The sequence below is a fragment of the Streptomyces sp. HP-A2021 genome, from assembly GCF_022807935.1.
Lineage (GTDB): Bacteria > Actinomycetota > Actinomycetes > Streptomycetales > Streptomycetaceae > Streptomyces > Streptomyces afghaniensis.
This window is the reverse complement of sequence record NZ_CP094344.1, coordinates 2,327,322-2,348,999: the sequence shown is the minus strand read 5'-3', so window position 1 is coordinate 2,348,999 and position 21,678 is coordinate 2,327,322. Positions and strand designations below refer to the sequence as shown.

Genomic DNA, 21,678 nt, shown 5'->3' with positions numbered 1-21,678 from the left:
TCTGTCCCGGGAGAGTTCAGTCGATGGCGAGGCAGTTGCGAGCCGAGCAGACCCGCTCGACGATCATCACGGCCGCCGCTGACCTGTTCGACCGTCGCGGCTACGAATCGACCAGTCTCAGCGACATCGTGGAGCACGCTCAGGTCACCAAGGGTGCCCTGTACTTCCACTTCGCGGCGAAGGAGGATCTCGCCCACGCGATCCTCGAACTCCAGTCGCACACCGCCCGGCGGCTGGCGGCGGAGACCGACCATCGCGGCCACACGTCCCTCGAGGCGCTGATGCGCCTCACGTTCGGCATCACCCGCATGTCGGTCGAGGACCCGGTCCTCAGGGCCGGACTGCGGCTCGCCACGGGCGGGATCCGGCCCCGCCCGCCGCTGAGCCATCCGTTCACGGAGTGGCTGGACATCGTCACGGCCCGGCTCGTCGGCGCGGTCAAGGAGTCCGACGTCCACCCGGACATCGACATCGACGTCGTGGCCCACTCCCTGGTCTGTTTCTTCGTCGGCACCCGGGTCGTCGGCCGCTCCCGCGAGCCGGTCGCGCGCCAGCCCCGCCGGACGGCCGAGATGTGGAACATACTCATCCGCGGCCTGGTCCCGGTCACCCGCCGCGCCCGCTACCTGAGCCTGGCGGCCCGCCTGGAGCGGGAACTGGCGCCGGTCTGACGGGCCTTCGGCCCGGACGATCCGACGGGCTCGGCCGTAGCGCGGCCGGTTCGGTCGAGTGGGACGCCCGCGTTACGGTGAGCCGCATGCCCGACACCCCATCCGCACCCCTGCTCCTCGGCGACCAGCCGGGCTCCTTCCCCCACAGCGTGCTCGCCGAGCGGCACCCGGCCATCATCCGGCAGGTGCGCGAGGCCTTCCCGTACGAGCCCTGGCAGCACCGCGCGCTCGACGAACTCCTGGCGAACTGCACCAAGGGCGAGATCGAACCGCTCCCCGCCGACGCGCACGACCGCGACCTCTGGGAGACCTGGGGGCTGCGCGAGTACGCCGGCCGGTCCTGGTTCGACGTGCCGTGGCTCTGGTCCGAGAGCTGGTTCTACCGCCGGCTCCTCCAGGCCGTCGGCTACTTCGGCCCCGGCCCCTGGCAGGGCATCGACCCCTTCCGCCCCTCCAAACTGGCCGAACTCGACTCCCCCGAGACCGACGAGGAACTGGCCGCGCTCGACGGCCTCGCCGCCCGGCCCGCCGGAGAACAGGCACAGGCCCTGCTGCACGGTTCCCTCTGGGGCAACCGCGCCGACCTCGGCTTCCGTCTCTCCGCCGAGGGCGCACGGACCGCGGACGCCGCCCCCGGGCTGGTGGCCGACGACAGCGAGAGCCTGTGGGCCCTGCTCGGCGGCACCGGCACGGGCACCCTGTGCCTCGTCGCCGACAACGCCGGCCGCGAACTCGTCCCCGACCTGCTCCTCATCGCCCACCTCCTGGCCCACGGGCGCATCGGACGGGCCGTGCTGCACGTCAAGCCCTACCCGTACTACGTCTCCGACGCCACCACCGCCGACGTCGTCGACGCACTGCGCCGCCTGACCGGCGCCGGGGGAGCGGCCGCCGAGTACGGACAGCACCTGTGGGCCGCCCTGGCCGACGGCCGCCTGACGCTGCGCGCCCACCCCTTCTCCTGCGCCCCGCTGCCGTACGAGGAGATGCCCGCGGACCTGCGCGCCGACTTCGCCTCGGCCACGCTCACCGTCGTCAAGGGCGACCTCAACTACCGTCGCCTGGTGGGCGACCGGCTCTGGGCCCCGACCACGCCGTTCCCGGACGTCACCGCGTACTTCCCCGGCCCCGTCGCCGCCCTGCGCACCCTCAAGTCCGACGTGATCACCGGCCTCGACGCCCGCACCGAGGCGGAACTCGTCGCTGCGGAGGACCAGCACTGGCGCACCAGCGGCACACACGCGCTGATCCAGTTGCGCGGCCCGGGGACGCCCTAGGAGGTCCCACAGCCTCACACAACCTCCGGCGAGAACACCGGCATTCAGCCCCGATTCACGCGATGGTGTGATCATGTCCGGCCTCGCGGATGCCGCCGCGAGACGCCGGGTAGGGCCCCGGCCATGACGCAGCCGTTCGAACTCCCGCACTTCTACATGCCGCATCCCGCGCGGCTGAACCCCCATCTCGACGAGGCCCGGGCCCATTCGACCGAGTGGGCGCGCGAGATGGGCATGCTGGAGGGCTCCGGCGTCTGGGACCAGGCCGACCTCGACGCGCACGACTACGGCCTGCTCTGCGCCTACACCCACCCCGACTGCGACGGACCCGCCCTCTCCCTCATCACCGACTGGTACGTGTGGGTCTTCTTCTTCGACGACCACTTCCTGGAGAAGTACAAGCGCAGCCAGGACCGCGTCGCCGGCAAGGCCCACCTGGACCGGCTGCCCCTGTTCATGCCGCTGGACCTCTCGACTCCCGTACCGGAGCCGGAGAACCCGGTCGAGGCGGGCCTCGCCGACCTGTGGGCGCGGACGGTGCCGACGATGTCGCAGGACTGGCGCCGCCGCTTCGCCGTGGCGACCGAGCACCTGCTGAACGAGTCCCTGTGGGAGCTGTCCAACATCAACGAAGGGCGGATCGCCAACCCCGTCGAGTACATCGAGATGCGCCGCAAGGTGGGCGGCGCCCCCTGGTCGGCGGGCCTCGTGGAGTACGCGACGGCCGAAGTGCCCGCGTCCGTCGCGCAGTCCAGGCCGCTCAGGGTGCTGATGGAGACGTTCTCCGACGCCGTGCACCTGCGCAACGACCTGTTCTCCTACCAGCGGGAGGTCGAGGACGAGGGCGAGCTCAGCAACGGCGTGCTCGTCCTGGAGACCTTCTTCGGCTGCACCACCCAGGAGGCCGCGGACACCGTCAACGACGTCCTCACGTCCCGCCTCCACCAGTTCGAGCACACGGCGTTCACCGAAGTGCCCGCGGCGGCCCTGGAGCACGGGTTGACTCCCGGCGAGGTCGCGGCCGTGGCGGCGTACACCAAGGGACTCCAGGACTGGCAGTCCGGCGGCCACGAGTGGCATCTGCGCTCCAGCCGCTACATGAACGAGAACGCGCGAGGCAGCAAGCCGTGGCCGGGGTTCAGCGGCATCGGCACCTCCGCCGCCGACGTACGCGCCCTGCTGGCCACGGCCGGCGCCGAGCGGCTGCGCTCCTACACGCACGTGCCGTACCAGAAGGTGGGGCCGTCGCGGATCCCCGACATCCGCATGCCGTTCCCCCTGGAGCTCAGCCCGCACCTGGACAACGCCCGCCGGAGTCTGCGCGACTGGGCGGACCGCATGGGCATCCTCGCCGAGGGCGTCTGGGACGAGGACAAGCTCCGCGCCTACGACCTCGCGCTCTGCTCGGCCGGCCTCGACCCGGACGCCACCCCCGAGGCCCTCGACCTCAGCGCGCAGTGGCTCGCCTGGGGCACCTACGGCGACGACTACTACCCCCTGGTCTACGGCCACCGCCGCGACCTCGCCGCCGCCCGGCTGACCACGGCCCGGCTGTCCGACTGCATGCCCGTCGACGGCGATGAGCCGCTGCTCCCGGTCAACGCCATGGAGCGCGGCCTGCTCGACCTGTGGGTGCGCACCACCGCGGAGATGACGCCCGGCGCGCGGCGCACCCTCAAGGACGCGATCAACGTCATGACCGAGAGCTGGGTGTGGGAGCTGTCCAACCAGCTCCAGAACCGCGTGCCCGACCCGGTCGACTACCTGGAGATGCGCCGGGCGACCTTCGGCTCCGACCTCACGCTGAGCCTGTGCCGGATGGGACACGGCCCGGCCGTCCCGCCCGAGGTCTACCGCAGCGGCCCGGTCCGCTCCCTGGAGAACGCCGCGATGGACTTCGCGTGCCTCCTCAACGACGTCTTCTCGTACCAGAAGGAGATCGAGTTCGAGGGCGAGATCCACAACGCGATCCTCGTCGTGCAGACCTTCTTCGGCTGCGACTACCCGACCGGGCTCGGCATCGTGCACGACCTGATGAGCCAGCGCATGCGCCAGTTCGAGCACGTCGTCGAGCACGAACTGCCCATCCTGTACGACGACTTCCAGCTCACGAAGGAAGCGCGCGCGGCCATGGGGACGTACGTGGAGGACCTGCGGAACTGGATGGCGGGCATCCTCAACTGGCATCGCGAGGTGGACCGCTACAAGGACGAGTGGCTGTCCCGCCGCGCCCACGGCTTCCTCCCGGACCGCCCGCCGGCGGTGCCTGTGCCCGCCTTCCGCTGAGGCGGCGCTTTCCGGCCAGATCGACGCGGAACGGGACATGACGGAGCGCCCGGTGGTGCGCCGGAAGTCTCGGGACGTCTTCCGGGTGCCCGGGAACCAGATGCTCCGTGTCATGGGGAAGTGTTCGCCCACGGCGGCCACGGGGAGGGCCACACGGGCTGACCTACCCGCCTGTTCCCACGGCTCGTACCGCTCCCGGCGACCGGGTGCGGTACGGGCCGCGCCCGTGTTCGGGCAGGCCCCCGGCCGCCTCGGCCCCGGTCAGTCTCACTCGTTCGTGGCTCGTCGGCCGCCGATGTGCCGGGTAGAGCATCTGCCGTGATCGTTCCGGGACCCCCCCCGGAGGCGATCGGCACCATCCGGAGGCGAGCCATGGAACAGACCGCGCTGCGACCCAAGCCGATGCCGGGGCAGGAGCCCGAGGGGGCGGCGACGGCGGCGGGGTCGCGCCCGTCACGCCCCCGTCTGCACGCTGCCCGGCGCCGTGGGCGGCGGCTGCTCAACGTGCTGTTCGCCGGGTTGGCCGGTGCGGTCCTGGTCCTGTCCGGAATCGGCCTTGGGGCGATGGGCGCCACGGTGATCGGCAAGGGCGCGGGCATCGATCCGCGCGGGCGGCACACGCCGTCGCCGACCGGCCCCACGCCGTCCGCCGCCGCGTCCGCGCCCGCCGCCGTGACCCTCGGCGTCGAGGTCATGGACGCCGGGAAGCCGGGTGCCCTGGTCGTCGGGCTCCACGTCCCCGGGCCGGCTCAGGAGGCGGGCCTGGTGCGCGGCGACCTGCTCCTCGTCTTCGGCACGACCCGCATCGACACGGCCGCCGACCTGGTCCGGGCCGTCGCCCGCGCCCGCCCCGGCGCCGAGGTGAAACTGACGGTGCGGCACCGCAGCGGCGGGTACCAGCAGCTGACGGTCGTACCGGCCGTCGTCACGTGAGCACGCCGTCACGTCACCACCCGGAAGTGGCTCGTGAGCCGCCCCGTGTCGTCCAGGACGTGGAAGGCGATCCCGGGCGGCGCGTCCCGGTCGGCGATCTGCTCGCCCTCCCAGGGCAGCCGCAGTGTCCACGTCACGCCGGGGCCGACGACGAGCGGCCGCCCCGCGAACGAGGTCGCGGCGGGCGTGTGCGCGTGGCCGGTGACCAGACCGGCGATCTCGGGCCGGCGGGCCAGCAGTCCGGCCAGCCTGCCGGACTCCCGCAACGGGTAGGAGTCGGGCAGCGGGTGGTGCAGCGCCACCGGCGGGTGGTGGAAGGCGAGCAGGGCCGGAAGGCCGCCGTCGAGTTCGTCGAGCGTCGTCTCGATCCAGTCGTACGTCTCCTCGGCCAGCTCCCCGTCGTCGCTGCCGGGGACGCTGGAGTCGCACATCAGCACGGCACCGTCGTCGAAGACCTGCACGCAGTTGACGGGTCCCTCCGCGCCCGGCAGGCCCAGCAGCGCCTTGCGGTAGGGCGCGCGGCTGTCGTGGTTGCCCGGGCAGGTCAGCACGGGGAACGGTGCGTCGCCGTCACGCAGCCCCAGGATGCGTGCGGCCTCCTCGTACTCCGGTTCCGTGCCGTGGTCCGCGATGTCCCCGGTCACCAGCAACGCGTCCACCTGGCCGGGCAGCTCCCGCAGTCGCTCGCACACCCGCTCGGCGCGCTCCGTCGCCCGCGCGCTCCCGTCCAGATGCAGATCGCTGATGTTTGCGAGTACGAGCACGGTCGTACGCCCCCCTGGATCGAACAATTAATGGATGCGGATCATCTAAGCATTACTTCTAACGCATGAGCAATCCTCTGCCATTAGTGGCGATGCTCGGGCGAAGTGCGCAGACGGCTCGCGTCGCCCCCTCCGGCCGGGCAGGATGCTGCCCGTAGCCCCTTCGTCCGTCCCTGGGAGGCCCGGAATGTCCGGAAGCACGGCCGCGTCCTTCACCGCCGACGACTACCGGGCCCGTATGGAGCGCGCCGCGCGGACGGCCGCCGAGGCCGGTCTCGCGGGCCTGCTGGTGGCTCCGGGACCGGATCTGGTGTGGCTCACCGGCTACACGCCCCCGGCGGTCACCGAACGGCTCACCCTGCTGGTCCTCGCCGCCGGACAGGACCCCGTCCTCGTCGTCCCCGCGCTGGAGGCCCCGGACGCGCAGAAGGCGGCCGGCGCGCCCGCCCTGGCCCTGCGCGACTGGACCGACGGCAAGGACCCCTACGCCGCCACCGCCGCCCTGCTCGACGCCTCGGGCCGGTTCGGCATCAGTGACAACGCCTGGGCCCTGCACCTGCTGGCCTTGCAGCAGGCCCTGCCCGGCAGCTCCTACACGTCGCTCACCGAGGCCCTGCCGATGCTTCGCGCCGTCAAGGACACGGCGGAGCTGGAGCTCATGACGGCCGCGGGAGCCGCCGCCGACGCGACGTTCGAGGAGATCCGCGACGTCCCCTTCGCCGGTCGCCGGGAATCACAGGTGGCCGCCGACCTCGACCGGCTCCTGCGCCGGCACGGACACGAGCAGGTCGACTTCACCATCGTCGCCTCCGGCCCGAACGGCGCCAATCCGCACCACGAGGCGGGTGACCGCGTCATCGAACGCGGCGACATGGTCGTCCTCGACTTCGGCGGCCTGAAGGACGGCTACGGCTCCGACACCTCCCGCACGGTCCACGTCGGCGAACCCACCGACGAGGAGCGCCGCGTGCACGACATCGTGCGCGAGGCCCAGGAAGCGGGGTTCCGCGCCGTGCGGCCGGGCGCCGCCTGCCAGGACGTCGACCGCGCCGCCCGGGCGGTCATCGCCGGCGCCGGCTACGGCGAGTACTTCATCCACCGCACCGGACACGGCATCGGCGTCACCACCCACGAGCCGCCGTACATGATCGAGGGCGAGGAGCGGCCCCTCGTGCCCGGCATGTGCTTCTCCGTGGAACCCGGCATCTATCTGCCCGGCCGGTTCGGCGTGCGCATCGAGGACATCGTGACCGTCACCGAGGACGGCGCGCGGCGTCTGAACACCACCTCCCGCGAGCTGGTCATAGTGGAGTGACGGCACCGATGTCCACCACACGCCTCCCGAACGGCAACGGCGCGACCATGACCCAGGCACCGACACCCACCGCGGACACCGTCCGCCGGCTGGTCCGTTCCCTGCTCAAGGACGGCGACAAGGGCAGCAAGGACGGCGACAAGGGCAGCAAGGACGGCAAGGACGGCAAGGAGCCCAAGCAGGGCACGGGCTCCGCGGCCGGACCCGAGGTCCGGCCCGCCACCGAGGGCGCCGACCCGGCCACCTGGTGGGTCGGCACCCGCCACGTGCTGCGCCTCGCCCCCGAGCGCGAGGCCACCGTGCGCCAGCGCCGCGAACTGCGCCTGCGCGACCTCGTCCGCCCGCACGTCCCGGTGGCGGTGCCGGTCAGCGTGGCGCACGGCGAGTGGGCGCCCGGGCTGACCTACACGCTCGACACCAAGGTGCCGGGCGGCTCGGGCGAGGAGCACGACGTGTCCGCCGTCGGCGAGGCCGACCTCGCCGGACTGCTCTCGGGGCTGCGCGAGGTACCCGTCCGGCAGGCCGAGACCCTCGGCGTTCCGCGTGCCGCCCCGCGCTCCCTGGAGGCGCTGCGTCGGGCCGCCGTACGCGCCGCCGAACGCCTCGCCGACGCCGACGAGTTCGACGCCGCCCGGCTGAACCAGCTCACCGCGCCCGCCGCGGCGCAGCTCGCCGCCCAGTCGGGCTCGGCGGTCCTCACCCACCACGCCCTCACGGGCGGCCATCTCGTGGTCAGCGCCGACGGACGGGTGCGCGGCGTTCTCGGCTGGGCCGGCGCGGTCGTCGGCGACCCGGCCGAGGACATCGCGGGCCTCGCGCTCGCCGTCGGCTCACCCGCCGCCGTACGCGCCGCCACCCTCGCCGGCTACGGCGCCCGCCCCTGCCTGCGCGGCCTGTGGCTGGCCCGCTGCGACACGGTCGTCCACCTCGCCGATGCCCTCACGAGCCGGGACCCGGGCCGGCTCACCTCGCTGCGTACGCAGCTGCGCCGGGCCTGGGAGCCGATCCTGCTGGAACGCGTGACGGACCTGAGGGACAGCGACCCGGACGACGCCCTGTAGCGGGCGGAGCGGCGAGATCCCGTACGGCTATCCTCCGCCCATGAAGCGCACCGTCGCGGCCGTGTCCCTGCTGGCCGCCGCCCTCACCGGCTGCTCCAGCACCGCCGCACCGTCCACGTCGGGCGCCACGGCTTCCCCGGCACGGCAGCCGGCCCCGGCGGAACGCGTCACCAGGCTCCTGCTCACCCCGGCCGACCTCGGCACCGGCTACTCGGTACGGGAGTTCGACCCGGCCGAGGGGAAGTCCGTCTTCGCCAGGTCCGCGCAGGAGATCACCGGCGACGCGCCCTGCACGCCGCTGGCGGCCATGACGCACCAGTTGCCCCTCGGCACGCCGCAGGCCTTTCAGAGCCGTGTCGTCTCGGCCGAAGAGGCGCCCGGTACCCGGATCTACGTCACCCTCGCCACCTACGACCCGGGCAGGGCGGTGACGGCGATGGACACCCTCCTCGCCGATGCCGTGCAGGGCTGTTCTCTCGGCTTCACCGCCAAGGCGAACGGCACCAGCGAGCTGTACGACCCGTTCCAGCCCGAGGACACCCCCGCGGTCGGCGACGAGGCCCTCGCCTACCGCGGGGTCATCACGGTCCAGGGCGGCGCGTCGAGGCCGGTCCGCACCACCGTCGTACGCCACGCGGACGTCATCGCCGTCTACACCGCGGTGGGTGGCGCCTTCATCGCGCGACCGGACCTCCTGGCGCCCGTGATCGAGGCGCAGGACGCGAAGCTCGGCTGACCTCTCCTGACGGTCAGTCCTGGACGAGCACCACACCCGACTCCCCGGGCAGATGCACCACCCCGTCCGCCCCGGGCGTCTCCACCGGCTCCCACGCGGCCAGCACGCGTGCGTGCGGGACGCCGAGCGACAGCGCGGCCGGTTCCGGCGCCAGGTTCACCGCCACGAGGACGTCCCCGCGCCGGAAGGCGATCCAGCGGCGCTCCTCGTCGTAGGCGACCTTGGTGTCGGCGAGGTCGGGATCGGTCAGGTCGGGCTGCTCGTGGCGCAGGGCGAGGAGCTGCCGGTACCAGGCCAGCACGCGCGCGTGGGGCTCGCGTTCCGGCTCGGACCAGTCGAGGCAGGAGCGGTCCCGGGTCGCCGGGTCCTGCGGGTCGGGAACGTCCTCCTCCTTCCAGCCGTGCGCGGCGAACTCCCGCCGCCTGCCCCGCCGTACCGCGTCCGCCAGCTCCGGGTCGGTGTGGTCGGTGAAGAACTGCCAGGGCGTGCCCGCCGCCCACTCCTCGCCCATGAAGAGCATCGGCGTGAACGGGGCCGTCAGGGTCAGCGTGGCCGCACAGGCCAGCAGCCCGGGGGAGACCAGGGACGAAAGGCGGTCCCCCTGGGCGCGGTTGCCCACCTGGTCGTGGGTCTGGCTGTAGCCGAGCAGCCGGTGCCCGGCCACCCGCGTACGGTCCAGGGGACGCCCGTGGTGCCGCTCCCGGAAACTGGAGTACGTCCCGTCGTGGAAGTAGCCGCCCGTGAGGGTCTTGGCGAGCCCGGCGAGGGGAGCGCGCGCGAAGTCGGCGTAGTAGCCCTGCGACTCGCCGGTCAGCGTGGTGTGCAGGGCGTGGTGGAAGTCGTCGTTCCACTGCGCGTGCAGCCCGAGGCCGCCCTCGTCCCGGGAGGTGATCAGCCGCGGGTCGTTCAGATCCGTCTCGGCGACCAGGAACAGCGGCCGGTCCACCTCGGCGGCCAGGGCGTCCACGGCCGTCGACAGTTCCTCCAGGAAGTGGAGCGCGCGCGTGTCCACCAGCGCGTGCACCGCGTCCAGGCGCAGCCCGTCGATCCGGTAGTCGCGCAGCCACGCCAGCGCGCTGCCGATCAGGAACGCGCGCACCTCGTCCGAGCCGGGCGCGTCCAGGTTGACCGCGGCGCCCCAGGGCGTGTGATGCCGGTCCGTGAGATACGGCCCGAAGACGGGCAGGTAGTTGCCGGACGGCCCGAAGTGGTTGTGCACCACGTCGAGCACCACGCCCAGGCCGAGTTCGTGGGCCCGGTCGACGAAGCGTTTCAGCGCCTCGGGCCCGCCGTACGGCTCGTGCACGGCCCACAGCGAGACGCCCTCGTACCCCCAGCCGTGCGTGCCCGGGAAGGGGCACAGCGGCATCAGCTGCACGTGTGTGACGCCCAGTTCGGCGAGGTGACCGAGCCGCTCGGCGGCCGCGTCCAGGGTGCCCTCGCGGGTGTACGTCCCGACGTGCAGCTCGTACAGCACCGCGCCGGGCAGCGGCCGCCCCCGCCACTGCGCGCGCCACTCGTACCGCTCGTGGTCGACGACCGCGCTCAGCCCGTCCGGACCGTCCGGCTGCCGGCGCGAGCACGGATCGGGCCGTACGGGACCGTCGTCCAGCGCGAAGCCGTACCGGGACCCGTCGCGCGCGTCCGCCTCGCCCCGCCACCATCCCGCCCGTTCCGGATCGCGCTCCAACGCGCGCGTGACGCCGTCGCACTGGAGCGTCACACGGCCTGCCTGCGGTGCCCACACCTCGAACTGCACGGACGGTTCCCCTTCGTCTGCTCACCGTGATGTAGCCCGTCCATGGTGCGTCAAACGCGATCAATCCGCTGGTGCATCCACCCATTTGCGGCGGGTCTCGGCGGATGCGGGCGCGTGGCGGGCCTTTTCCCGTTTTCTGGACAGCCCGGCCGCACTGCCCGACAATCACGAGCGTGACGTCGTCCTTCGAGTTCAACACGTACCCCGCGCGGCTCTCCGACGTGGAGCGCGACAGGGCGCTGAAGGTGCTCCGTGACGGCGTCGCCATGGGCCGCCTGTCCCACGACACGTTCATCCGCCGCATGGAACTGGCGCTCGCCGCCCGCCGCCCGGACGAGCTCGCCGTGCTCACCGCGGACCTGCCCACGGAGAGCCGGTTCTCCCGCCTGGTGTTCGGCACCGTCGAGGCGGTCTCCGGATTCACCGTACGGCTGCGCAGAGCCTGGCAGGCCGAGAAACTGCCCAAGCTGCTGCTGCCGCACCCGTCACACGGCCATCCCCTGCGCATAGGCCGCGACCCCGCCAGCGGACTGCGCCTCAACCACGAGACCGTCTCCCGCGTCCACGCCGAACTCCGCCACCAGGGCGGCATGTGGGTCCTGCGCGACCTCGGCTCCACCAACGGCACGACGGTGAACGGACGGCGCGTGGTCGGCGCGGCCGTCGTCCGCGAGGGCGACCAGGTGGGCTTCGGGCGGATGGCGTTCCGGCTGTCGGCCGGCTGACCGAGTGCCGCTCCGCCGCCGGCTGACCGGAAACCGAGCCACACCTTAGCTCTGGCCTTGGGTTTACCAGCTGTCGCTCCCCGGAGAGTGGCTCAAAACCCATTGCACCGCACGGTGTTGACGTACCCCTGAAGTCGTGACTGACTGTGCGTACGCCATGTACAGCTGGTGAAGTGACGGCACCGCATCGGGGAGGTGTGCCCTGCCGCCCCTCCTGCGCTACCCGACCGTCGACGAACTGGGCGCCCGGGCCGCCGCACTCGTCGCACGCCACCCGCGAGACGCCCGGCTGCGCAGGATCGGCACATCCCGCGCGGGCACGCCCCTGTCGCTGCTCTCCGTCGGCCACGGCAGCCGTCAGGCCCTCGTCGTCGCCGGCCCCCACGCCAACGAACCCGTGGGCGGCGCCACGGTGCTGCGCCTGGCCGAGCGGGCGCTGGCCGACCCGCGGCTCACCGAGGGCGCCGACGCGACCTGGAACCTGCTGCTGTGCCTCGACCCGGACGGGCTGCGCCGCAACGAGGGCTGGCTGACCGGCCCGTACGCACTCGGCCAGTACTTCCGGAACTTCTTCCGGCCCGGCTTCCTGGAGCAGCCCGAGTGGCTGCCCGACGGCGCGGCCGGCGCCACCCTGCCGGAGACCCGCGCCCTGCTCGACGTCCAGGACGAACTGCGGCCGTTCCTCCAGTGCTCCCTGCACGGTGTCGACGTCGGCGGCGGCTTCGTCGAGCTCACCGACGACCTGCCCGGCCTCGGCCGGCGCCTCGCCCACATCGCCGCCCGGCTCGGCATCCCCCGCGAACTCGGCGCCTACGACGCCCTGTACTGGCCCGGCCTCGGACCCGCCGTCTACCGGATTCCGCCGCCGCGCCGGGCCGGCCTGGCCGCGGCCATCACGGAGGCCGCCGTCGAGTCGACGTGGTTCCACCCGCACCGGCACGGCACCGTCACCGCCGTCGTCGAAGCGCCCATGTGGGGCGTGGCGGCCGTGACCGACGGCTCCCCGCCCGCCGACCGGGACGCGGTGCTGCGGGCCGTGAGCCGCACCCTGCGCCACGACACGGGGCTCCTGCGGCACCTCCTGGCCCGCATCCGGCCGCACCTGGCGGCTGATCCCGACGCGGCGCGCCTGCTCGCCCCGGTCGACGACTACATACTCGTCTGCCCCGGCCTCGCCGACGCCTGGGACCCCGACACCGGCGACGGCGCGGCCCGCCCCCTCCCGCCCCTGAGTACCGCCCACCTCGCCGCCCTGCGCATCTCCGGGCGGCGGCTGGCCCTGCGCACCGCAGGGCTCCTGCACCAGCTCGTGCGGGCCGCCGGACACGACCCGGCCGGGGCACTGCCGGAGCTGGACCGGCTGATCGACGAGTGGTGCGCCGACTACCGCGACGGCTGCGGGGCGCGCTGGATCCCGGTGGCGCGCCAGGCGGAGTACCAGGCGCGCGTCGTGCTCGCCGCCTTCGAACTGGCCACGCGGAACACGAGCGCGCGCTCCCGCTCGGGCGAGCCGGGGTGGGAGTCAGGGGCGGCGGTACCGCTGCAGCGGGAGTGACACCGCGATGACGGCGCGGCCGGGGCCGGTGACTACGACGCACCCTCGCGCGCGTGCAGCGCCGCGGCGACCACGGTGCGGGACTGGTGCTCGACCTGGTGCTCCAACGGCACCCAGCGGGCGCGGAACCGTTCCGCGAAAGCGTCGCTCCAGGTCGCCACGAGTTCCTCCAGCTGCCCGGCCGCCCGGTCGTCGGTCCCGCTCAGTACCCGCCGCAGCATCGCCGCCGCCCGCAGAGGCACCCGGCGTGCGAACGCGTCCACGCTGCCGACGTACGCCCGGGTGCGGTCGGCGGGCGGGGTGTGCACCAGGTCGTCGGCCAGTCCCGGCACCAGCTCCAGCCCCCACCGCGCGGCCCGCAGCAACGGCCCGTCCAGCTCCGCGAGCCGGGGCAGCGCGCCGTCGAGCACCCGCGTCACCTCCAGCGCGTCCCGTCGCAGCCGGCCCGCGAGCCGCCCGATCGCCGCCGCCGGGGCAGGATGCGGAGCCGGGTCGTCCACCAGGTCGCTCGCCCACATCGGCACCTCGACCACCGCGGTCAGGCCGCCGTACCGGTGGGCGTGGTACCAGGTGCTGTGCCGTGCGTCGTCCGGCAGGCTCGGGTACGCGGGCCCGGCCTCCGGCGGGGGCATGACGTGCACGCCCGGCCCGGAGGCGGGCCAGCCCGCGGCGTCCGAGGCGCCGGTCTCCACCGGGATGTGCAGCTCGGCCGCGGACTTGGCGAACGGCTCGGCCAGCCCGGGCACGTCCTTCGTCAACTGCACCCAGCTGCCGCCCAGGTCCGTGCCGTGCAAGGTCACCTGGAGGTAGGGGCGCAGCTCGTCGATGACGCCGGTCAGGGCCAGGGTCTCGGGCGGCAGCCGGTCGGGCGGCAGCACGGACGGCGCCCACTCCGGCTGCTCCGGGCCCGCGGGGCGGAAGAAGCCGAGGTGGTAGTCGAACAGGCTGCGCGGCGCCGGCGTCACGTGCAGGCTGGCCCCGTCGGGGTCCGCGCACAGCAGGAAGTGCCAGGAGATGCCGTCGCGTAACTCCCGCTGCTCCAGCACCCGTCGGGCGAGTGCGAGCAGAGTGCAGGAGCCGGTCGGCTCGTTGGCGTGGGCGCCGGCGACCACCAGCACGGCGCGGCGGGCGCGGCCCACCGACAGCAGGTGCAGAGGTCTGCCCGCACGCGAGGCACCCACCTGCCGCAGGGTGCACAGCCCGGGCCGACGAGAGGTCAACGCCCGGGCGGCTGAGACCTGTTCGGCCACCGTCGGGTAGCGCAGCTCCGGCAGGACACTCACCCCCGTCACATCCGCCCGAGTTCGCCATCGCAGTACCCCACGGCCATGGTGCGGTGTCAAGGGCACGACGGGGGAGGCTCCAGGGGGCGCCCGGAAGCATTGCCGGCCGGTGCGCGGCGGGCGCCCTGCACGGTGTGCCGCCACCGCCGCCGGGTGGCGTCACCGGCCCGGTGTCACTGCTGGTGCAACCCCCGTCCGGCCAGGGTCAGGAACGCCTCGCCGACCGCCTCCGACAGGGTCGGGTGCGGGTGGACGTGCCGGGCCACGTCGGACGGCTCCGCGTCCCAGCCGACGATCAGCTGGCTCTCGGCGATCATCTCCGACACGTGCGGGCCCACCAGGTGCACGCCCAGCACGCGTCCGCCGTCGGCCTCGGTGACGACCTTCACCATGCCGCCCTGCCCGTGCACCATGCCCTTCGCGACGGCCGTCAGCGGCATGCTGTTGGCCTCCACCTCGTGTCCGCGCGCGCGTGCCTCGGCCTCGCTCAGACCGACGGCCGCGGTCTGCGGCGACGAGTACGTGACCCGGGGCACGGCCGCGTAGTCCACGGGCGCGGACGGCACGCCCGCCAGTGTCTCGGCCGCCAACAGCCCTTCCGCGAACGACGCGTGGGCCAGTCCGAGCGACGGCGGCGGCAGCAGGTCGCCCACGACGTGGACGCCGGGCACGGCCGTCTCCAGCCGGTCCCAGTCGGCCGGTACGACGAAACCGCGCTCGTCCGTGCCGATGCCCGCGGCGGCCACGTCCAGGCCGTCGGTGACCGGGTCCCGCCCGACCGCCACGAGCAGCCGCTCGGCCTCGACCGTGAGGGTCTCGCCCCGGGCGGTACGCACGCGTGCGCGTACCCCGTCGTCGAGGACCTCCGCGTCCAGGAGCCGGGCACCGGCCCGCACGTCGATGCCGCGCTTCTTCAGGCCGCGGGTCAGATGCCGGCTCACGTCGGCGTCCTCCAGCGGCACGATCCGGTCGGCGGCCTCCACGAGGGTGACGTCGGCGCCCAGGGAGCGGTGGAACGAGGCGTACTCCACGCCGATCGCACCCCCTCCGAGCACCAGCACGGACGCCGGGAGCCCGGGCGCGAAGAGCGCGTCGTCACTTGTCACCACGCGCCGCCCGTCCGGTGCGAGCCCCGGGAGCGTGCGCGGCCGTGAGCCGGTCGCGAGCACGAGACCACGGCGCGCGGAGAGGTCGAACATGCCGGGTTCGCCGTCCACGCCGGCCACCTGAACGGAACGCGGCCCCGTCAGCCGCGCGCTGCCCCGCACCACTCGCACGCCCGCGTGCGCGAGATGCGCCTCCACCCCCCGGTGGTTGCGGGACACGATGTCGTCACGCGTGGCGACCAGAGCCGGCCAGTCCACGGTGTCCAGCGTCGCCTTCACGCCCCAGCGCTCGCGTGCCTCGGCGATGCCGTCGACGAGTTCGGCCGCGTGCAGCATCGCCTTGCTCGGGATGCAGCCGCGGTGCAGACACGTCCCGCCGACCTTGTCCCGTTCGACGAGCACGACGTCCAGACCGAGGGCCGCGGCGCGCAGGGCGGTGCTGTAACCGCCCGTGCCGCCGCCGATGACGATGACGTCCGGTGAGTTCATGCCCTCAGCCTCCGCCCGGCCCTTGTCATGAGTCCAAGGCAATGTTCTTGTGGAATCGATGCAGGGCGTTTATGGGAGGGGCGGCCGGTCGTGAGCCTGCGGCAGATGGAGTACTTCCTGACGGTCGTCGAGGAGGCGTCCTTCACCCGTGCGGCCGAGCTCCTGCACGTCTCGCAGCCCGCCCTCTCCCACCAGATCAAGGCCCTGGAACGGTCGGTCGGCGGCGCGCTGCTGGAGCGCATGCCGCGCGGCGTGCGCCTGACCCCGATGGGACGCGCGTTCCTGCCGCACGCCGAACTCGCCGTGCGCAGCGCCGCGCAGGCCCGCCGCGCGGCCCGCGCCGCCGCCGGTGCCGAGGGCGGCGAACTGCACGTCGCCGCCGTCCACTCCGTCGCGGTCGGTGTCCTCCCGGACGTCTTCGCCCGCTGGCGCGCCGCACACCCGCGCGTGCTGCTGCACCTTCACGAGTACGCGACGTCCGAGGCACTGGAGGAACAGGTCGAGCGCGGCACCGCCGACCTGGCCGTCGGCCCGGCTCCCGCCGACTGGCCGGGCACCGTCGTGCCGGTCGGCGAGGAGGACATCGTCCTCGTGGTGCCCTTCGACGACCGTCACGCCGGCCGTACGACGGTGACGCTGGCCGAGCTCGCCGACCGCCCCTGGGTGCGCTGCGCCATGGAACCCGTCGTCCACGGCGAACGCTTCCTCGACTGGGCCTGCGGACGGGCCGGCTTCACCCCGCGCACCGCCGTGTTCACCGAGCACACGTCGACGGCGGTACGGATGGCCGCCGCCGGTGTCGGTGTCTGCGCCGCGCCCGCCCACCTCGTCCGCGACGCGGTCGGCGACGGCTGCGTCGTCCTCACCCCCGACCCGCCCTGGAAGCGCACGCTGACGGTCTTCTCCCGCCTGCCCCCGACCGGGGCGGCCGAGGCCTTCGTGACCCTGCTGCACTCGGCCTGGCCCCACCCACGCGTCCCCTCCGCCGCACCGCTGCGCGCCTACGACGACTGTCCTGAGGACGGCACGGCGGTGGCCTGACGACCAGCCGTCCCGCTTCACTCCCCGACCCGCTCCAGCAACGCCACCGGCAGCCGCTCGAACAGCTCCTCCACGCGCGCGTGCCCCGTGAACGCCCGCCCCGGTTCCAGCACATCCGCCCAGCGCCCCGGCGGCAGCGGCAGGCGGGTGTCCTGCCAGCCGCCCGCCTGCGCGAGCCGGAGCGACAGGCGGGTCACGGCCGTCACGACCTCACCGGAGCGGGCGAACGACAGGCAGTGGGCCGCCGCCGGTCCCTGTGCCGGCAGCGCCATGTACGTCGCCGTGTCGCCGAAGGCGTCGGGCCGCCGGGCCCGCAGCCCCAGCGCCGCCCGTGTCACCGCGCTCTTCTCCCCGGACGTCCCGCCGGCCTCCTCGGGCGGGAAGCCCACCGCCCGCCGGTTGTCGGGGTCGACCAGCGCCCGGTACTCGGCCTCCGTGCCCTGGTAGACGTCCGGCACCCCCGGCATCGTCAGCTGGACGAGAGCCATGCCCAGCACGTTCGCCCGGATGTGCGGCCCGAGAGAGTCCCGGAACGCGGCGACCCGCTCACCCGGCGCCCCGCACGGCCCGGCCGCCACGAACCGCGCCACCGCCTCCTCGTACGGCGGCTCCTGCTCGGTCCAGCTGGTGTACAGGCCCGCCTCGCGCACGTGCTTCAGCAGCGCCCCCTGCACCCGCTCCAGGGCCCCCGACGCCGGACCCAGCCCGAACACCGTCTGCCAGGCCGCCCAGGCCAGCTGCGCGTCCGGCACACCCTCGCCGGTGCGGGTCACCTCGGCGAGGACGTCCGCCCAGCGGTCCGGGCACTCGGCGAGCACGTGCAGCGCCGCCCGGACGTCGGCACTGCGCTTGGTGTCGTGCGTCGAGGCGACCGTCCCGGTCACCGGCCAGTCGCGCTGCACGCGCGCGCAGTACGCGTGGAACTCCTCCGGCGACAGCGCCGGACCGCCCGGGTTCCCGCCCACCTCGGTCGCCGACAGCAGCGGCACGTACCGGTAGAACGCCGTGTCCTCCACGGACTTCGCCCGCAGCGCCGACGAGGTCTGCGCGAACCGCGTCCGGAACTCCAGCTGCGCGGGCCCGTCGCCGTACCGCCCCAGCACGAGGTCCCGTACGACGTCCACCGCGCCGGCCTCCTCGGGCACCACGAAGGCGAGCCGGGCCTCGGCGGCGGCCTCCTCGGTGACCACGGACGCCGCGTCGACGGACTCGTACGGCCGGTAGACCTCCATCCGCACCAGCAGTTCCTGGAGCGCCGTGCGCAGCGCCCAGGGCGCGCGGTCGCGCAGCGCCGGCTCCGGCGAGGTCGCGCACAGCCGGTCCGCCACCCGCACCAGCCGGTCGGTCTCGGTCGCCAGCTCGTGGGTGAGGACCTTGTACGCCGCCCGCCGCACCGTCGCCTCCCACTGCCCGCCCCGGTCCGTCTGCGGGGCCGCGAACCGCCGGTACTGCCCCAGCAGCTCCCCGAACCCGGCCGGATCCGTGAAGAGCCCGTCCACGTGCCGCAGGGCGTCGTAGCCGGTGGTGCCCGCGACGGGCCAGGAGGCCGGCAGCCGCTCACCGTCGGCCAGGATCTTCTCCACGACGGTCCAGCGGCCCCCCGTCGCCTCGTGCAGCCGCCGGAGGTAGCCGTCGGGGTCGGCGAGCCCGTCGGGGTGGTCGACGCGCAGCCCGTCGATCACGCCCTCGTGGAGCAGCTGGAGGATCTTGTCGTGGGTGGCCTCGAACACCTCGGGGTCCTCCACCCGCACCCCGATCAGCTCCGAGATGCTGAAGAACCGCCGGTAGTTGAGGTCGGTCCGGGCCAGCCGCCACCACACCGGGCGGTACCACTGCGCGTCCAGCAGGTGCGGCAGCGGCAGGTCCCCGGTGCCCTCGCGCAGCGGGAACACGTGGTCGTAGTAGCGCAGGACGTCACCGTCGACGCGCAGTTCCCCGAGCACCTCGCCCAGCGGCCCGCCGAGCACCGGCAGCAGCACCTGGCCGTTCTGGGCCTCCCAGTCGATGTCGAACCAGCGCGCGTACGGCGACGTCGGGCCCTCACGGAGCACCTCCCACAGGGCGCGGTTGTGGCGCGGGGCCATGGCCATGTGGTTCGGGACGATGTCCACCACCAGGCCCAGCCCGTGCTCGCGCGCCGTGCGCGCCAGCGCCCGCAGTCCCTCCTCGCCGCCCAGTTCCTCGCGCACGCGCGCGTGGTCGACGACGTCGTAGCCGTGCGCGGAGCCCGGCACGGCCTCCAGGACGGGGGACAGATGCAGGTGCGAGACGCCGAGCGAGGCCAGATACGGCACGACGGCCGCCGCGGCCCCGAAGGGGAACTCGGGCTGCAGTTGCAGCCGGTACGTGGCCGTGGGCACCACGGGGTCAGGTCGCTCAGGTGTCATGGAGACCTACGTACCCCCCCTGCCGCCGTTCGTGTCATCGCCCGCGCCAGGTGCGCCGCCCGTCGCCCGGACGAGTGGCTCTGTCCGGGCGACGAGCCGGCGACGACCGGGCCGAGACCGGACGACGGCCGCCGTCGGCTACACGGGCCGCTGGAGCACCGTCATGCTCCGGTCGGTCAGGGTCAGCCGGTCCCCGGCCTGCACCTTCGGGCCCGTGCCGGGCGGCACACCGTCGGCGCGGCCCGTGTCGACCACCACCTGCCACTGCCGCCCGTGATTGACCGGAACCAGGAACTCCAGCGGCTTGGGCGAGGCGTTGAACATCAGCAGGAACGAGTCGTCGGTGATGCGCTCCCCGCGCGGGCCCGGCTCCGAGATCGCGTTGCCGTTGAGGAACACCGTCAGCGCCGAGGCCCGTGCCGAGTCCCAGTCCCGCTGGGTCATCTCCCGACCCTCGGGGGTGAACCAGGCGATGTCGGACAGGTCGTCGTGCGTGCCCTCCACGGGCCGGCCGTGGAAGAAGCGCCTCCTGCGCAAGACCGGGTGGTCCCGGCGCAGCCACACCATCGCGCGCGTGAACGCCAGCAGCTCCCGGCTCAGGCCCCCCTCGGTGTCCTCGCCCTCCTCGCCGTCCTCCGGCCACTCGACCCAGGCCAGCTCGTTGTCCTGGCAGTAGGCGTTGTTGTTGCCGCGCTGGGTGCGGGCGAACTCGTCGCCGTGGCTGATCATGGGGACGCCCTGGGACAGCATCAGCGTCGCGATGAAGTTCCGCATCTGCCGGGCCCGCAGCCGCAGCACGTCCGGGTCGTCGGTCTCGCCCTCGGCCCCGCAGTTCCAGGACCGGTTGTGGCTCTCGCCGTCGCGGTTGTCCTCGCCGTTGGCCTCGTTGCGCTTGTCGTTGTACGACACGAGATCGTGCAGGGTGAAGCCGTCGTGGCAGGTCACGAAGTTGATGGAGGCCAGCGGGCGCCGCCCGTCGTCCTGGTACAGGTCGGACGAGCCGGTCAGCCGCGAGGCGAACTCCGCGAGCGTGCGCTGCTCGCCCCGCCACAGATCCCGCACGGTGTCCCGGTACTTGCCGTTCCACTCGGTCCACAGCGGCGGGAAGTTCCCCACCTGGTAGCCGCCCTCGCCCACGTCCCACGGCTCGGCGATCAGCTTGACCTGCGAGACCACCGGGTCCTGCTGCACCAGGTCGAAGAACGACGACAGCCGGTCCACCTCGTGGAACTGCCGGGCGAGCGTCGCAGCGAGGTCGAAGCGGAACCCGTCGACGTGCATGTCCGTGACCCAGTACCGCAGCGAGTCCATGATCAGCTGGAGGACGTGCGGGGACCGCATGAGCAGGGAGTTCCCGGTCCCTGTCGTGTCCATGTAGTAGCGGGGGTCGTCCGTCAGCCGGTAGTAGCGCGGATTGTCCAGGCCCTTGAAGGACAGGGTCGGGCCCAGGTGGTTGCCCTCGGCGGTGTGGTTGTAGACCACGTCGAGGATCACCTCGATCCCGGCCTCGTGCAGCGCCTTCACCGCCGACTTGAACTCCAGCACCTGCTGGCCCCGGTCGCCCCAGGAGGCGTAGGCGTTGTGCGGGGCGAAGAAACCGATCGTGTTGTAGCCCCAGTAGTTGTTCAGGCCCATGTCGACCAGACGGTGATCGTTCACGAACTGGTGTACGGGCATCAGCTCCAGGGCGGTGACGCCGAGCTCGGTGAGGTGCTCGATGATCGCCGGGTGCGCGAGGGCCGCGTAGGTGCCGCGCAGCTCCTCCGGCAGGCCCGGGTGCCGCATGGTGAGGCCCTTGACGTGGGCCTCGTAGATCACCGTGTGGTGGTACTCGGTGCGCGGGCGCCGGTCGTCGCCCCAGTCGAAGTACGGATTGACCACGACCGACGTCATCGTGTGCGGCGCGGAGTCCAGGTCGTTGCGCCGGTCGGGCTCGTCGAAGTGGTAGCCGTAGACCTCCTCGCCCCAGCTGATCGCACCGCTGATCGCACGCGCGTACGGGTCGAGCAGGAGCTTCGCGGAGTTGCAGCGCAGCCCGCGCTCCGGGGCGTACGGGCCGTGCACCCGGAACCCGTACCGCTGCCCCGGCATGATGCCCGGCACGTACGCGTGCCGCACGAACGCGTCGCTCTCCCGGAGCTCGATCGCCGTCTCGGAGCCGTCGTCGTGCAGCAGACACAGCTCTACTCGGTCCGCGGCCTCCGAGAAGACCGCGAAGTTGGTGCCGGCGCCGTCGTACGTGGCACCGAGTGGATACGCCTCTCCAGGCCAGACCTGCATGGATACGACT

Annotated in this window: 16 protein-coding genes; 10 read left to right on the top strand and 6 right to left on the bottom strand. The window is 73.3% G+C overall.

Annotated features, from left to right (window positions below; all coding sequences use genetic code 11):
* Positions 1–23: 23 nt before the first annotated feature.
* The 4 genes from MQE23_RS10790 to MQE23_RS10775 all read left to right on the top strand — a co-directional run bounded on the left by MQE23_RS10790 (position 24) and on the right by MQE23_RS10775 (position 5,167).
* Positions 24–671, top strand: a complete 648-nt coding sequence (locus MQE23_RS10790) for a ScbR family autoregulator-binding transcription factor (RefSeq protein WP_020273182.1) — start codon at positions 24–26, stop codon at positions 669–671.
* 86 nt (positions 672–757) lie between these two features.
* A complete protein-coding gene (locus tag MQE23_RS10785) occupies positions 758–1,948 on the top strand; it encodes a damage-control phosphatase ARMT1 family protein (RefSeq protein ID WP_243379010.1) in 1,191 nt (396 codons plus the stop codon).
* A 123-nt stretch (positions 1,949–2,071) separates the two neighbouring features.
* Entirely contained in the window at positions 2,072–4,234 is a 2,163-nt protein-coding gene (gene cyc2 / locus MQE23_RS10780; RefSeq protein ID WP_243379009.1) for a germacradienol/geosmin synthase Cyc2, read from the top strand.
* 372 nt (positions 4,235–4,606) lie between these two features.
* Complete coding sequence (locus tag MQE23_RS10775; protein ID WP_020269434.1) at positions 4,607–5,167, top strand: PDZ domain-containing protein; 561 nt, start codon at positions 4,607–4,609, stop codon at positions 5,165–5,167.
* Between the two features lie 8 nt (positions 5,168–5,175).
* Here MQE23_RS10775 and MQE23_RS10770 read toward each other — a convergent pair whose 3' ends face one another.
* The gene (locus tag MQE23_RS10770) at positions 5,176–5,931 is read right to left on the bottom strand and encodes a phosphodiesterase (RefSeq protein WP_243379008.1); all 756 of its coding nucleotides are present in this window, start codon (positions 5,929–5,931) and stop codon (positions 5,176–5,178) included.
* Between the two features lie 187 nt (positions 5,932–6,118).
* Between MQE23_RS10770 and MQE23_RS10765 the strand changes: the two genes are divergently transcribed.
* The 3 genes from MQE23_RS10765 to MQE23_RS10755 are packed head-to-tail and all read left to right on the top strand — an operon-like array spanning position 6,119 to position 9,043.
* A complete protein-coding gene (locus MQE23_RS10765; RefSeq protein ID WP_020270697.1) occupies positions 6,119–7,246 on the top strand; it encodes an aminopeptidase P family protein in 1,128 nt (375 codons plus the stop codon).
* A 47-nt stretch (positions 7,247–7,293) separates the two neighbouring features.
* Entirely contained in the window at positions 7,294–8,307 is a 1,014-nt protein-coding gene (locus MQE23_RS10760; RefSeq protein WP_243382580.1) for an aminoglycoside phosphotransferase family protein, read from the top strand.
* 40 nt (positions 8,308–8,347) lie between these two features.
* A complete protein-coding gene (locus MQE23_RS10755; RefSeq protein ID WP_243379006.1) occupies positions 8,348–9,043 on the top strand; it encodes a hypothetical protein in 696 nt (231 codons plus the stop codon).
* A 13-nt stretch (positions 9,044–9,056) separates the two neighbouring features.
* Here the strand turns inward: MQE23_RS10755 and treZ are convergent, their stop codons facing one another.
* Positions 9,057–10,802 (bottom strand): malto-oligosyltrehalose trehalohydrolase, encoded by a 1,746-nt coding sequence (gene treZ / locus MQE23_RS10750; protein ID WP_243379004.1) that lies wholly within the window; start codon positions 10,800–10,802, stop codon positions 9,057–9,059.
* A gap of 173 nt (positions 10,803–10,975) precedes the next feature.
* Between treZ and MQE23_RS10745 the strand changes: the two genes are divergently transcribed.
* Positions 10,976–11,527: a DUF1707 and FHA domain-containing protein gene (locus MQE23_RS10745; protein WP_020270701.1), complete on the top strand. Its 552-nt coding sequence runs from the start codon at positions 10,976–10,978 to the stop codon at positions 11,525–11,527.
* A gap of 202 nt (positions 11,528–11,729) precedes the next feature.
* The gene (locus MQE23_RS10740; RefSeq protein ID WP_243382578.1) at positions 11,730–13,082 is read left to right on the top strand and encodes a M14 family zinc carboxypeptidase; all 1,353 of its coding nucleotides are present in this window, start codon (positions 11,730–11,732) and stop codon (positions 13,080–13,082) included.
* Positions 13,083–13,114: 32 nt separating this feature from the next.
* Here MQE23_RS10740 and MQE23_RS10735 read toward each other — a convergent pair whose 3' ends face one another.
* On the bottom strand, positions 13,115–14,365 hold the full coding sequence (locus MQE23_RS10735; RefSeq protein ID WP_243379003.1) for a M14 family zinc carboxypeptidase: 1,251 nt from the start codon (positions 14,363–14,365) through the stop codon (positions 13,115–13,117).
* Between the two features lie 173 nt (positions 14,366–14,538).
* The gene (gene lpdA, locus MQE23_RS10730; RefSeq protein WP_020270705.1) at positions 14,539–15,960 is read right to left on the bottom strand and encodes a dihydrolipoyl dehydrogenase; all 1,422 of its coding nucleotides are present in this window, start codon (positions 15,958–15,960) and stop codon (positions 14,539–14,541) included.
* A 90-nt stretch (positions 15,961–16,050) separates the two neighbouring features.
* Here lpdA and MQE23_RS10725 point away from each other — a divergent pair, with 90 nt between their 5' ends.
* The gene (locus MQE23_RS10725; protein ID WP_020270706.1) at positions 16,051–17,001 is read left to right on the top strand and encodes a LysR family transcriptional regulator; all 951 of its coding nucleotides are present in this window, start codon (positions 16,051–16,053) and stop codon (positions 16,999–17,001) included.
* Positions 17,002–17,018: 17 nt separating this feature from the next.
* Here the strand turns inward: MQE23_RS10725 and treY are convergent, their stop codons facing one another.
* Together treY and glgX are read right to left on the bottom strand one after the other, a co-directional pair.
* Complete coding sequence (gene treY / locus MQE23_RS10720; protein ID WP_243379001.1) at positions 17,019–19,388, bottom strand: malto-oligosyltrehalose synthase; 2,370 nt, start codon at positions 19,386–19,388, stop codon at positions 17,019–17,021.
* Positions 19,389–19,526: 138 nt separating this feature from the next.
* Positions 19,527–21,668 carry a glycogen debranching protein GlgX gene (gene glgX, locus MQE23_RS10715; RefSeq protein WP_020277747.1) on the bottom strand — a complete coding sequence of 714 codons (2,142 nt, stop codon included), beginning with the start codon at positions 21,666–21,668 and terminating at the stop codon, positions 19,527–19,529.
* Between the last annotated feature and the right edge of the window lie 10 nt (positions 21,669–21,678).